The 12,615-nt window shown below is 72.8% G+C and carries 11 protein-coding genes; all 11 read right to left on the reverse strand.

Going from position 1 to position 12,615, the window contains the following annotated elements:
- Positions 1-4: 4 nt before the first annotated feature.
- Positions 5-1,498: an ABC transporter ATP-binding protein gene (locus tag ACZ6Y1_RS01860; RefSeq protein WP_469620984.1), complete on the reverse strand. Its 1,494-nt coding sequence runs from the start codon at positions 1,496-1,498 to the stop codon at positions 5-7.
- Positions 1,495-2,307: an ABC transporter permease gene (locus ACZ6Y1_RS01865; protein WP_469620988.1), complete on the reverse strand. Its 813-nt coding sequence runs from the start codon at positions 2,305-2,307 to the stop codon at positions 1,495-1,497. The genes ACZ6Y1_RS01860 and ACZ6Y1_RS01865 overlap by 4 nt, the downstream gene beginning before the upstream one ends.
- Entirely contained in the window at positions 2,304-3,260 is a 957-nt protein-coding gene (locus tag ACZ6Y1_RS01870) for an ABC transporter permease (protein ID WP_469621723.1), read from the reverse strand. Before ACZ6Y1_RS01870 ends, ACZ6Y1_RS01865 begins: the two co-directional genes overlap by 4 nt.
- Positions 3,248-4,810, reverse strand: a complete 1,563-nt coding sequence (locus tag ACZ6Y1_RS01875) for an ABC transporter substrate-binding protein (protein WP_469620991.1) — start codon at positions 4,808-4,810, stop codon at positions 3,248-3,250. Before ACZ6Y1_RS01875 ends, ACZ6Y1_RS01870 begins: the two co-directional genes overlap by 13 nt.
- Complete coding sequence (locus ACZ6Y1_RS01880) at positions 4,807-5,628, reverse strand: class I SAM-dependent methyltransferase (RefSeq protein ID WP_469620996.1); 822 nt, start codon at positions 5,626-5,628, stop codon at positions 4,807-4,809. The genes ACZ6Y1_RS01875 and ACZ6Y1_RS01880 overlap by 4 nt, the downstream gene beginning before the upstream one ends.
- Positions 5,625-6,899 (reverse strand): MFS transporter, encoded by a 1,275-nt coding sequence (locus tag ACZ6Y1_RS01885; RefSeq protein WP_469620999.1) that lies wholly within the window; start codon positions 6,897-6,899, stop codon positions 5,625-5,627. The genes ACZ6Y1_RS01880 and ACZ6Y1_RS01885 overlap by 4 nt, the downstream gene beginning before the upstream one ends.
- Complete coding sequence (locus tag ACZ6Y1_RS01890) at positions 6,896-7,957, reverse strand: dipeptide epimerase (RefSeq protein ID WP_469621002.1); 1,062 nt, start codon at positions 7,955-7,957, stop codon at positions 6,896-6,898. The genes ACZ6Y1_RS01885 and ACZ6Y1_RS01890 overlap by 4 nt, the downstream gene beginning before the upstream one ends.
- A complete protein-coding gene (locus ACZ6Y1_RS01895; RefSeq protein WP_469621006.1) occupies positions 7,954-9,078 on the reverse strand; it encodes a PLP-dependent cysteine synthase family protein in 1,125 nt (374 codons plus the stop codon). Before ACZ6Y1_RS01895 ends, ACZ6Y1_RS01890 begins: the two co-directional genes overlap by 4 nt.
- Positions 9,075-9,938 carry a Rossmann-like domain-containing protein gene (locus ACZ6Y1_RS01900; RefSeq protein WP_469621009.1) on the reverse strand — a complete coding sequence of 288 codons (864 nt, stop codon included), beginning with the start codon at positions 9,936-9,938 and terminating at the stop codon, positions 9,075-9,077. Before ACZ6Y1_RS01900 ends, ACZ6Y1_RS01895 begins: the two co-directional genes overlap by 4 nt.
- Positions 9,935-11,221: an ATP-grasp domain-containing protein gene (locus ACZ6Y1_RS01905; protein WP_469621012.1), complete on the reverse strand. Its 1,287-nt coding sequence runs from the start codon at positions 11,219-11,221 to the stop codon at positions 9,935-9,937. Before ACZ6Y1_RS01905 ends, ACZ6Y1_RS01900 begins: the two co-directional genes overlap by 4 nt.
- 618 nt (positions 11,222-11,839) lie before the next feature.
- Positions 11,840-12,520, reverse strand: a complete 681-nt coding sequence (locus ACZ6Y1_RS01910) for a DUF6445 family protein (RefSeq protein WP_469621015.1) — start codon at positions 12,518-12,520, stop codon at positions 11,840-11,842.
- Between the last annotated feature and the right edge of the window lie 95 nt (positions 12,521-12,615).

Genomic DNA, 12,615 nt, shown 5'->3' on the forward strand with positions numbered 1-12,615 from the left:
GGGGTCACCGGGGGCGGACCGGCGGCGCCGTCGACGGGGCCGACAGCAACTTCTTGGTCATGGTGTGCTGCGGTGTCCCGATCAGTTCACGGGCCGGGCCGGCCTCGACGATGCGCCCCGAGTCGAGGACCGCGATCCGGTCCGCGAGGGCTCCGGCGGCCGCGAGGTCGTGGGTGATGAACACCAGGCTGAGTTCGGCGCGTTCCCTGAGCTCGGCGAGGACGTCGAGGATCGTGGTCCGCGTGGCCGGGTCGAGGCCGGAGGTGATCTCGTCGCAGACGAGGACCTGCGGCCCGGCCAGCAAGGCCCGGGCCAGCGCCGCGCGCTGGAGTTCGCCTCCGGAGAGCTCGCCCGGGCGGCGCCCGGCAAGGGCCTCGCCGAGGCCGAATGCGCCGAGGGTCCGCAAGGCCGTACGGCGCGCCTCCCCCGGAGCGGCGCCTCGTAGCCGTACGGCGCTGCGGGCGACCTGCGCGAGGACCGGCCGGTGCTCGTCGAAAGCAGCCTTCGCGTCCTGGAACACGTACTGCACGGCGGCCAGTTCTGCCCGCCGACGCGAGCGCAGGCTGCGCGGCAGCGGCGTCCCGCCGAGCAGGACCGTGCCCTCGTACGTGCCGTGCAGTCCGGCCAGGCAGCGTCCCAGCGTGGTCTTGCCGCTGCCGGAACGGCCGACGAGGGCCAGGCACTCCCCGGCCGCGACCGAGACGTCGATGTCGCTCAGGACCTCGACGGCTCCCCGCGTGGTGCGGTGCCGTGCGGTCAGGTTCCGCGTCTCCAGACGCACCGGTCCGCGGGTGCGTGGTGTTCGCGCGGGGCTCAGCCGCTCCGGTTCGGGGCCCTCCAGGACCGATGCGGCGGGGCCCCGTTCCACGACGAGTCCGTTCCTCATCACCACGACCTCGTCGGCCAGCTCCCGTACGACGTCCAGGTCGTGGCTGAGCAGGATGACGGCGACGCCCCGTGCGGCCACGGCGGTCAGCTCCGCCACGACGCCCGCTTTGGTGAGGACGTCCTGGCCGGTGGTGGGTTCGTCGGCGACGATGACCCGGGCGCCCAGAAGCAGTGCCTGGGCGAGGACGACCCGCTGCTGCTGGCCGCCGGAGAGCTGGTGGGGGAAGCGGCGCAGCACGGCCTGCGGATCCGGGAGCCGAGCGAGGCGCAAGGCCTCTTCGACGCGGCGCTTGCGTTCGAGTCGGGTTCCTCCGTGGCGGGCGGCGATGTCGGAGAGGAGTGCGCCCGCGCGACGGGCCGGGTTGAGGACCGAGGCCGGGTGCTGGGGTATGTATCCGACCGGGCCCGCAGGCGTGCGGACCTGGCCTTCGACGACGGCGCCGACTGGGTACTCTCCCAGAAGGGCGAGCCCCGTGGTGGTCTTGCCGCTGCCGGACGGGCCGATGACGGCGGTTATCGTGCCCGCGTGGGCGGCGAGGCTCACGCCGTCCACGATCACCCGTCCGCCGATGTCGACTCGCAGGTCCCGTACCTCTGCGACGGGGGTCATCGCGGCGCTCCCTTCCGGGGGGTCGTGTGCCGTTGGAGGGCGGCGTCGAAGAGGAGGTTGGTGCCCGTCGAGAGGGCCGCGATGAGCAGGGCGGGCATGACCACGGCCCAGGGCTGGAGGAACAGGCCGGTGCGGTTGCGGTCGACCATGACCGCCCAGTCGGCGGCGTCCGGCTGGACGCCCACGCCGAGGAAGGCGGCGGTCGCGACCAGGTAGAGGGCTCCGGTGAGCCGGATCCCGGCGTCGGCGGCCAGGGTGCGGTCCATGGAGCGGCCCACGTACCCGATGGCCGTGCGCCACCAGGACTCGCCCTGCATGCGCAGCGCCTCCACGGCGGGCCGCGAGGAGATCTCGACGGCCGCCGCGTGCACGACCCGGGCGGCGTCGGGTACGGCGGACAGGCCGACCAGGACGGTCAGTCCGACGGGCCCCGGCGTGAGGGTGGCCGCGACGAGCAGCACCAGCAGGAGCGAGGGGACCGCGATGACCACGTCCAAGGGGCGCATCAGCGCCTCCTCCAGCCAGGTGCGGCGGGTGAGGGCCGCGGTGAGGCCCAGAGGGAGGGCGACGAGGTAGGCGAGGGCTGTGGCCGCGATCGCCACGAGCACGACGGACCGGCCGCCGAGGAGCACCTGCTGCCAGACGTCGCGGCCGCTGAAGTCGGTGCCGAGCCAGTGCCCGTCGCCGGAGGAGAAGGAGACCGACCGGGGGCCGGCCGGAGCCGCCACGAAGGGCCCGGCCAGGGCGAGGAGGACGGGCAGGGCGATCAGCCCGAGGGCGAGGAGGGACCTTGCCGGCTTCTGTTTCATGCCGCCGCCCCGGACCGGGGTGCGAAGCGGCGGGCTGCCAGGTCGGCGGCGAGGTTGACGAGGACGGTGACGGTGCCGAAGACCACGGCCATGCCCTGGACGACGGGTATGTCGCGGGCGGCGACCGCTTCCATGAGTACGGTGCCGAGGCCCGGGATCACGAAGAGGGCCTCCACGACGATCACTCCGCTCAGGAGCCAGTCGCAGGTGCGGGCCAGTTGCTGAACGGCGGGGGCGAGCGCGTTGGGCAGGGCGTGCGTCCAGGTGATCCGGGTGCCGGAGACCCCGTGGCGGCGGGCCTGGCCGGCGTACGGGGACGCCATCGCCTCGATCATCCCCGCGCGCACCAGTCGGCTGATGGTGCACACGGGCCGCGACAGCAGGACGACGACGGGCAGGATCATGACGGCCGGCTGCGTGAAGGGGTCGACGCCGACGGCGGTGGGCGGCAGCCAGCCCAGCCACAGTCCGAAGAGCGTGGCGAGCAGGACCCCGACGGCGAATTCGGGCACGGCGTGCACGCCGAGGGTCAGCGCGCTGACGGTCCGGTCGAGCGGGCCGCCCTCGCGGCGGGCGGCCAGCACGCCGAGTCCGACGGAGAGCGGGACGAGCAGGGCGAGGGTGGCCCCGGCGAGGAGGAGGGTGGGGGCCAGTCCGGCGGTCAGGTAGCCGGTGACGGGCCGCCCACTGACCAGGGAGGTGCCGAGGTCGCCTCGCAGGAGACCGACGACCCAGCCCATGAGGCGTTCGGCGGCCGGCCGGTCCAGCCCCATCGTTTCGCGGATGCGCGCGATGCGGGCGGGGTCGGGCTGGTCCCCGGCGAGGGCGACCGCCGCGTCACCGGGCAGCGCCTCGGTGAGGACGAAGACGAAGAGGACGACGGCCGCCGTCTGCCCAACACCGAGGAGCAGACGGCGACCGGCCCATGACAGGTGGGGTGTCACGCCAGCCAGACCTTGTCGAAACGGGCCCAGTCGAGGGTGTTGGCGGGGGCCTGCTTCGACACCCCGCGCACCTTCGGCGCCGTGGCGACGATCCAGTCCGCGAAACCCCAGATCAGGAAGCCGCCTTCGTCGTACAGACGGCGCTGCATCCGCTCGTACAGAGCGGCGCGCTGCTTCTCGTCGCGGGTGGACTGGGCCTGCTGGTACAGGTCGTCGAAGTCTTGTCGCTGCCACCTGGTGGCGTTGGTGGTCGATCCCGTGAGCAGCCGCTGCGAGATGTGGGACTCGATGGGCATGGCGCCGGACCGGTAGGAGGCGAGGGACCCGTTGGTGAGGATGTCCTTCCAGTAGGTGTCCTTGTTGCCGACCTCGACCTCGACGGTGACGCCGGCCTTGGCTGCCTGTTCCTTGAAGATGCCGGCGGCCTCGACGAAGCCGGTGGCGGCGGGGGCGGTGTCGAGGGTGACCGTGAGGCCTTCGGCACCGGCCTCCTTGAGGAGGGCGCGGGCCTTGTCGAGGTCCTGGGTGCGCTGCGGCAGGCTGCTCGCGTAGTACTGGTAGCCCTTCCCGAAGAGGTCGTTGCCGATCTCGCCGGCGCCGGAGAGGGCTCCGTCGACGAGTTCCTTGCGGTCGGCGATGAGGAAGAAGGCCTGGCGGACCCGGGGGTCGTCGAACGGCGGGCGGTCGGTCTTCATGACGAAGCCCTGCATCGCGCTGCCCGGGAGGCGGACGACGTCGATCCTGCCCTTGTCTTCGTGGGTGCGGGCGGTGGCGGGGTTCAGCTCGTGGGCGTACTCGACCTGACCGCCGAGCAGGGCGCTGACGCGTGCCGACTCCTCGGACGCGACGACGAATTCGAGCTCGTCGAGGTGCGGGGCGCCTTCCCAGTAGGCGTCGTTGCGCTTGACGACGAGGGAACTCCCCGGCTTGAAGGAGACGAAGCGGAACGGTCCGGATCCGACGGGCTTGTCGAAGGCGGTGGTGTCCTTGGGGACGATGTACGCGCCGAAGGCGGCGAGGACATTGGGGAATTCGGCGCACGGACGCTTGAGCCTGAACTCGACGGTGAACGGGTCCAGGGCACGGCTGGCACCGAGGTCGATCGGCTCCAGGGAGGCCTTGGCCCGGAAGGTGCCCTTCGGGTCGGCGATCCGGCGGTAGCTGTGGAGGACGTCCTCGGCGGTGACCGGGCGGCCGTCGTGGAAGGCGGCCCGGCGCAGGGTGATCTTCCAGGTGGCGAGTGCGTCGTCGGCCTCCCACTTCTCGGCGAGCCTGGGCACGGCGGCGAGGTCGGCGCCGAAGTCGGCGAGCTTGTCGAAGAGGGCCTTGGCGCGGGCGGCGTCGACGAACAGGTTGGCGGCGTGCGGGTCGAGGGTCTCGCCCGCGCCGCCGCCCGCGAAGGCGGCACGCAGCCGGCCGCCGGCCCTGGGGGTCCCCTCCGCAGCGTTCTCGGCGTCCCGGGTGGCGCCGGTGCCGCAGGCCGCGGTGAAGGCGAGGGCGGTGGCGCCCGTGGCGATCAGGAAGCCCCTACGGGCGAGGCTGGGACGGGCGTCGTTCATGGGGTGGTGTCTCCGTTGCTGGGGTGAGGCGTGAGCCGGGCGATGAGGTGGAGGCGGTCGGAACTCGTGGTCCCGTGCGGGGCCTCGCCCGGGCTCCACGGCGGTTCGGTGCGGGGGCCGGGTCCGTCGTGCAGCGCGAGGACCTCGAAGCCGGCGGTGGTGAGGAAGTACCGCAGCTCCTGCGGGAAGAGGAGCCTCCAGGCGGAGTGCTGCTCGTGCGGAGCGGAGTCGTCGTCGGCGGTCCAGGTCCTTCGGCGGCGCAGGAGTTGGGCGCCGTGATCGATCCACAGGGTGGTGTGGGAGGTGTGGGTGGTGCCGCGCCAGGTGAAGGTGTGGGTGCGCGGGCCGTCGAGGAGTTCGGTGTTGCCGAGGAAGTAGGCGCCGTTGCGCATCTCGGCGACGAGCAGGCCGCCTGGCGTGAGGTGGGCGCGGCAGCGGGCGAGGAAGGCGGTGAGGTCCTCGTTGGTGTGGCAGTGGAGAAGGGCGCTGTCCAGGCAGACGATCGCGTCGAACGTCGCTCCGAGGTCGAAGTCGCGCATGTCGGCCAGGTGGTGGCTGGGGCCCGGGTGCTGGGTGGCCGCGTGCTCCAGCATTGCCTCGGAGGTGTCGATGCCCGTGACCTCGCGGCCGGCCCGGTGGTGCAGCCAGGCGGCGTCCCGGCCGGTGCCGCAGCCGACGTCGAGTACACGGGAGCCGCCACCGTGGCGGGCCAGTACGTCCTCGGTCCAGCGGGCGGCGAGCCGTTCGGGGTCGGGGAATCGTTCTTCGTAGAGCTCGGGGTGGTCGGTGAGCAGGTTGCCGCTGGTGGTCGGTGTCATCGGGTCTCGCTTCGGGGCCGGCCGGGGAGCGCGGGGGCCGTCGGGTCGGGTGCCTTCTCCGCTGGCAGGGCGCGTCTTCGCCGGAGGTGTGCGACGGCCGCTGCCGAGACGAGGCCGAGGCTGCAGCAGCAGCCGTAGGGCAGCCAGGTCGGGCCTGTGTGGCCGGCGGTGTCCATGGACCAGCCGATGGCCGCGCTGCCGAAGGCCGCCGCGACCCCGGACACCGCGTAGAAGAATCCGTAGAGGGTTCCGGTCAGGTTGGCGCGGCCGAAGGCCGGTATCAGCTCCATCACGAAGGGCTGGGCGACCATCACACCGAGGTGCAGGAGCAGGGCCCCGGCGAGCACCGGCAGGAGACGCAGGGGGTGGGGGGTGGTGGATCCCGCCACGAGCACGGGGGGCAGGAATCCCAGGCCCATGACGGCCAGACCGACGGCGATCCAGCGCGCCCCGCTCCCCCGGACCTTCAGGGCGCGGGTGATGCGCAACTGGAACAGCAGGTTGGCGACGGTCCCGGCGAGGAACAGCAAGCCGACCGAGCCGTCCCATCCGGAGGCGTCGGTGGCCGCCCGGGGCAGGAGCAGGTACAGCTGGTTCTCCAGGCCGTACATGCCGACCATGGCGAGGGAGAACGCCAGGAACCGGCGGTTGCCGGCGACCTCCCGCCAGTCGCCGAGCACTCCGGCCTCGGATGCCGGGGCCTCCCGAGCCGGCAGCACCAGCAGCTGAGCGAGGGTGAGGACGGCGAACACGCCCGCTGCGGTGACGGCGGCGGCCCGGAAGTCCACGAGCAGCAGCAAGGTGCCCAGCAGCGGCCCGAGGAGTGCGCCCGTGGTGGCGAAAACGCCGAACAGGGCGAAGGCCTCGGCCTTGCGGTCGCCGGCCTCCTGGGCGATGCAGGTCCGTACGGCGGGGTTGAAGAGGGCCCCCGCGAGCCCGCTGACCATGGACGCGGCGAGCAGCAGCGGCAGGCTGTCGCCGAGGGCGAACAGGCCGAATCCGAGCGTACGCAGGGCGCAGCCCGCGATGATCACACCGCGGGCGCCGAGCCGGTCGGCGGCGGAACCGCCGATCAGGAACAGGCCCTGCTGACTGAGGTTGCGCAGGCCCAGGACCACGCCGACGACCGCGGCCGAGAGCCCGAGGTCGTCGGAGAGGTGGGTGGCGAGGTACGGGATGAGCAGGTAGAAGCCGGTGTTGACGCCGAGCTGGTTGACCAGGAGCAGACGTACGGCGAGCGGGAAGTCCCGCATGGAGCTGATGATCTTCACTGTACGACCGCCATGTGGGTGGTGCGCCTGACGCCGAGGCCTGCTCGGTCGGCGGCCCGTACCGTGCCATCGGCGCCCCCGATGCCGGTCCAGGGGTCGTCGGCGAGGAGCAGGTGCCCGTCGAGATCGATCCAGCGGGCCCGGTCGGCGAGGTGCACGGCGGGGGCCATGCCGAGCGAGCTGGCGGTGAGGCAGCCCAGCATGAGGTCGGTGCCGCTGCCTCGCAGGGCCTCGTGGATGCGCAGGGCGGTTCGTACCCCGCCGCATTTGGCGAGTTTGACGTTGACTCCGTGGACCAGACCGGCGAGCGCGACGGCGTCCTCGTAGGAAACGGCGTCCTCGTCGGCGATGACGGGGACCGGGGACTCCTTCGCCACGCGGGCGAGGGAATCGGGGCTGCCCGGCGCGACGGGCTGTTCCACGGCGGTGACGCCGAGCTCGGCGAAGCGCGGCAGCAGCTCGATCGCCCGGCGCTCGGTCCACGCCCCGTTGGGGTCGAGGAGCAGGCCCACCCCCGGGGCTCCGGCCCGGACGGCCCTCACCCGCGCGAGGTCCTCCTGCGGATCGGGCGATCCGGCTTTGACCTTGAGGACGGTGAAACCGCTCAGTGCGAGGCGGGCGGCCTGTGCGGCCGCCGCGACGGGCGCGACGATGCCGATCGTACGGGCGGTCTGCACGGCCGGCGCTGTGTGCGTGCCCAGCAGCTGGTGGGCGGGGCTGCCGGCCCGTTTGCCGACCAGGTCGAGCAGAGCCGCCTCCAGCCCGGCGAGCACCCCGGCCGGCAGCTCCGAGAGGCCGGGCAGCGAGTCGGCCGTGTGCGCGTGCCATGCGGTCTCGGGGTCGGGAAGGCGTTCGAGCGCGGGCCGCACGGTGGTGAGGTGGCGGACGATGCGAGGGGTGGGCAGGCCGAGGTACTCGCTGCTGACCACCTCTCCCCAGCCGGCCAGACCACCGTGTTCGATCGTGACCCAGACGGCGTCGCGGCGGGCCATCACGGAGCGGGAGATGCGCAGCGGCTCGGCCAGTTCCAGCTCCGTGGCGTGCCACGTCAGTCTCATGCGGCACCTCCCCGGGCCGGTACGGGCAGGAGCGGCGGCCGGGTCGCCGCGAGCGGGTCGACGACGGTGCGGCAGCGGGTCCAGCCGATGGCCTCGGCCGCGTGCGGATGGGGGATCTCCACGGGGCGGACCGCGAGTTCGGCCCGGTCGAGGCCGTGCGCGTGGCAGTAGTCGTCGTCGTAGACGGTGCCGAGGTAGCGGTGCGGACCGTCGGGGAAGACCGTCGCGACGACCGCTCCGGCCTCGACACGGGCAGCCCAGGCGGAGACCAGGGCGACGGCGCCGGTGCTCCAGCCGCCGCTGACGAAACTGGTACGGGCGAGTCTGCGGCAGGCGTCGACGGCTTCGGCTGGGCCCACCCAGTGGACCTCGTCGAAGGCGTGGTGGGCGACGTTGCGCGGGTGGATGCTGCTGCCGAGCCCGCGCATGAGGCGGGGGCGGGCGGGCTGGCCGAAGATGGCGGAGCCGATGGAGTCGACGCCTATCACCCTCAGGCGCGGCCAGCGGCGGCGGAGCGGGGCGATGAGCCCGGCGCTGTGGCCGCCGGTACCGACGCTGCACACCAGCACGTCCAGGTGGTCGAGCTGGCCGCAGAGTTCGGCCGCCATGGACAGGTAACCGGCGGCGTTGTCGGGGTTGTTGTACTGGTCGGGCCAGTAGGCGTCCGGCGTCCGGGCCAGGACCTCGCGCAGCCGGGCGATCCGGGCGGCCTGCCAGCCGCCTTCGGCGGCCGGCCGCTCCACCAGCTCCAGCTGCGCGCCGTACGTCCGCAGCAACTGGCGCATGGACGCCTCGAGTTCGAGGTCACCGACGAGGACGACGGGGTGACCGAGGGCCTGCCCGGCGAGGGCGAGCCCGATGCCCAGGGTTCCGGAGGTGGATTCGACCACGGTGGCGCCGGGGCGGAGTTCGCCGCGCTGCCGGGCGCCGAGCAGCATGGACACGGCGGACCGGGCCTTCATGCCGCCCGCCCCGAGGCATTCGAGCTTCGCCCAGAAGCCGGGGTGCGGGTGGGGAAGGTCCGTGCGGATCCGGGCCAGCGGCGTGCGGCCGATCAGCGTCAGCAGCTCCGGGTTGGCGCAGCGGGGCGTCGGGCGGTGCAACGGGGGTGCGGTGGTCACCGGGTGCCTCCGTAGCGGTGGATGACTCCGGGGCCGCCGTCGAGCCAGAAGAAGGGGTACGGCTCGGCGGATACCGCGCTCACTCCGGCCCCGAGGAACCTCGGCAGGATCGCGCTGCCGGTCTGGGCGAACATCACCAGGGGCTTTCCGCTGCCGGCGGCGCGGTCGAGAAGCGGCTGGAAGGTGCCGTTCCCCAGGGTCATTCCGGAGGCGAGGACCGCGTCGCAGTGCTCGAACTCCGCGAGGGCGTCGGTCCGTACGGGCTCGCCCCACTCGGTGGCGCCCCCCTTGAGGTCGCAGGGCACGTATCCGAGGCCGCGCTCGCGCAACTGCTCCAGCAGGGAGTTGACCACGCCGATCACGAGGACACGGCCCCGGACGGTCGGGGGCAGCAGATCGACGACGGCGCGGGCGCGGGCCCGGGACCGGTGGAGGGAGCTGCCGGCCGGGAGGGCGTACGGGCGGGCGCCGTGCTCGGGGGTGTGGGGGCGTACGTGGGCGAGGTAGGCGTCGAGGGCGGCGATCCGTACGGGGAGCAGCGGGTGGTCGAGGAGCTCGGCCGCCGAGGCACCGACACAGTCGTCGAGGGCCGCCGCGGGCAGTGCTCCCGGCTCGACGGCGCAGGACCCGACCGCCGCGTGCAGGCGCAGGCTGAGGACTTCGTTGCGGTATCCGCTGCTGCGGCCGGCGTGGCGGACGGCCTGGGCGGTGGTGAAGGCGAGCGCGATGCGCTCCCTGGCGGGGTCGGAGCCGTAGACACCGGCGCGGACGTTCGTGATGAGCTGGTCGACGGTGTGAACGTCGGGCTCGTGGAGGGCGGGCTCGTGGAGGGCGGGCTCGTGGAGGGCGGGTGCGGTCATGCGGGCACCGCCGAGGGCAGTTCGGCCGAACGCTCTTCGTAGGTGGGGTGCAGGTGCGCGAGGAGCCGCTCGGCTGTCTCCCGGGCCCCACTGCCCTCGGTGTCGGCGGTCATGATGTGGCCGAGGTACTCGTTGTTGCTGGTCGCGGCGCGTACGGCACGCCCCGGTTCGGCAAGGGTGAGCTCCAGCACCCCGGGCTGCACCCGCACCTCCTCGGCGCCGTCGAAGCCGGTGAGGGTGCCGGTGGTGTCGGGGAGCAGGAAGGCGATGGCGGCGCTGTGCACGCCGGTCGGGCGCGGCGCGAGGTCGGGCGTGCGACCGAGGGCGACGTCGACACAGGCTGCGGCCAGGTCGATGCCCGTGACGTGGCGGACGAGTTCGGTGATCCGGTTGCCGGCCGGGCGGGGGTTGACCTCGACCACCTTGGGCCCCTGCGGAGTCAGTTTGATCTCGGTGTGGCACACGACGTGGTCCAGGCCGAGGGCCTTGATCGCGGCCACGGCCGTGTCGACGGCCTCCCGCTCGTGGACCGGGGTGAGGGCGGCCGGGAACATGTGGCCGGTCTCGATGAAGGCCGGCGCACCGCCGATGCTCTTGTCGGTGACTCCGACCGCTCCCGTGACACCGTCGAAGGAGACGGTCTCGACGCTGACTTCGGGGCCGGTGAGGAGCTCTTCGAGGAGGACGACGGGCAGCCGGTCCTGGCCGCGCGCGTTCACCGGGAAGTCCGTCAGTGCCCGGCAGGCGAGTTCCAGCTCCCGCTCGTCCCGGACCTCGCGGACCAGCATCCCGGCACAGAGGTCCACCGGCTTGACCACCAGCGGATAGCCGATCTCCCGGGCCGCGGCGGCGGCCTGCACCGCGTCCGCGCAGAGCGCGAAGCGGGGTCCCGGCACTCCGGCCTCGGCCAGCACCCGGCGGGTCAGGTCCTTGCGGCAGGCCGCCTCGACGGCCTCGGCGGCCGGTCCGGGCAGGCCCAGCCGTTCGGCCGTACGTGCCACAGCGGGCAGGTAGTAGTCGCAGGAGGAGACCACGCCGTCGAATTCGAGCACCGCGTGCAGCCGTTCCAAGCGGGGCAGCAGCTCGTCCATGTCGTTGGTGTCCGCCGTGATGACGTTGTGCGCGGCGAGCAGCGGGTGCGGGCCGTCGGAGCCGGCGCCGCGCAGGTAGTGGTGCAGGTCGCGGGTGACGAAGGTGAACTCGTGCCCGCCCTCACGGATCGCCCTGGGCAGCAGCCTGCTCATCGACCCCACCCAGCTCTCGACAACCAGCAGATGCGACAAGGGACTTCCTCTCGAAATGCCACCGCGACCGCGGGGCATGCCTGCGCAGCGGTCCGCCTGTCGGGAGGCGTCCGCACCGAACGAGCAGGAAGTTACCGGAAACCGTTTTCATTTCCAATAGCGCGAATTTACAAGTAGGCTGCCGCTCACGGGACCAGAGCGAGCGCCGGAAGGGGACCACCACCGAGCCATGAGAGACAGAACGGCAGGGCAGGAGACCGGTCAGTACGCGGTACGGCACGCCACGCCCGCGTCGTGGCAGTCCTGGGCGACGAGGTGGTCGGCACCACCGCGCCGAACTCCCGGGGCCCCGCCCACCCCCGCATCCCCGCCGGCTCACCGAGCGCTACCCGTCCGGCCGCACGGCGCAGCTCCTGCGGGTGTGCGTGCGCCCGGACCACCGCAGGCACGGACGGGCCCGCGCCATGGTCAGGGCCGGCGCGGCAGCTAGTGCGGTGACCGGCAACATCTGGTGCGTGGCCCGTTGCGCTGGTCGGAGGCGATGGCTTCTCGGACCAGGGGGCTGGGTGGCCTTGCCGGTCAGGGGCAGCGGGATGACCCGGCAGGAAGGCCGAGGGCGCCGGCACATCGTGCGACCCAGCAGGTCATGTCACGGCGCTAGGCCATCCAGAAAAAAACCGCCGTCATCCGCTTGTCCTCCAGGGTCGTGCCCCAGTAGCCCGTCGCGCTGTGGATGAGGTTGGCCGAGTAGAGCAGCAGGCGGTTGTAGCGGTGGGGGACGCGGATGTCCTCGGTGAAGGAGTCCTCGGGGACGAACCGGGTGCCGAGGGCGTCGACCAGGTTGTTGTGCGGGGCCAGGACCTGGTTGCCGCCGAGGACGCCGCCCGGGAGGCTCTGGCGGTAGAAGCTGGTGCCGCAGTCCTTGGGGGCGTCGGGGCTGAGGTAGAGCACGGCGGCGTAGCGGCACAGGCTGCGGGAGTCGGTGTGCGGACGGGGCTCACACTCGTCCTTGCCCACGACCTGGACGCAGTTGTGGTTGAACGTGCCGGCGCCCGCGGGGTCCACGGCCCAGATCCGCTTCGCCCCGGTGGCCTGGCGGACGAGGCGTTCCACGCGGGCCAGTTCGTCCGGCTCCAGTCCAGGCATCGCGCGCAGCCCCGGCCAGGGCTCGGGCTTGTGCGGTGCCCCTTGGACCCAGTCGCCCTTCGCCAGGCAGCGGGCCCGCACGGCGTCCACATCGGGCAACACGTCGTCCAGGACCCAGTAGTCGCGGCCGCGGGTCGGCTTGCGGTACGGCAGGACGGGCAGGGCGGGGTGACGTGGGGGGCGAAGGGGCATGGCCGGAAGGGTAGTTCGACCGCTTCCGGGGGCTCGCCAAAGCGGTGGGCAAGACTGCGGCAAGAAATGGTCTCGCACCCGGCAAACCTTCCCGG

The organism is Streptomyces sp. NPDC053432 (assembly GCF_055585365.1).

Excerpts from the sequence above, each read along its gene's own strand:
- ACZ6Y1_RS01860 (WP_469620984.1), bottom strand. The coding sequence starts at position 1,498 with ATGACCCCCGTCGCAGAGGTACGGGACCTGCGAGTCGACATCGGCGGA.
- ACZ6Y1_RS01865 (WP_469620988.1), bottom strand. The coding sequence starts at position 2,307 with ATGAAACAGAAGCCGGCAAGGTCCCTCCTCGCCCTCGGGCTGATCGCC.
- ACZ6Y1_RS01875 (WP_469620991.1), bottom strand. The coding sequence starts at position 4,810 with ATGAACGACGCCCGTCCCAGCCTCGCCCGTAGGGGCTTCCTGATCGCC.
- ACZ6Y1_RS01880 (WP_469620996.1), bottom strand. The coding sequence starts at position 5,628 with ATGACACCGACCACCAGCGGCAACCTGCTCACCGACCACCCCGAGCTC.
- ACZ6Y1_RS01890 (WP_469621002.1), bottom strand. The coding sequence starts at position 7,957 with ATGAGACTGACGTGGCACGCCACGGAGCTGGAACTGGCCGAGCCGCTG.
- ACZ6Y1_RS01900 (WP_469621009.1), bottom strand. The coding sequence starts at position 9,938 with ATGACCGCACCCGCCCTCCACGAGCCCGCCCTCCACGAGCCCGCCCTC.
- ACZ6Y1_RS01910 (WP_469621015.1), bottom strand. The coding sequence starts at position 12,520 with ATGCCCCTTCGCCCCCCACGTCACCCCGCCCTGCCCGTCCTGCCGTAC.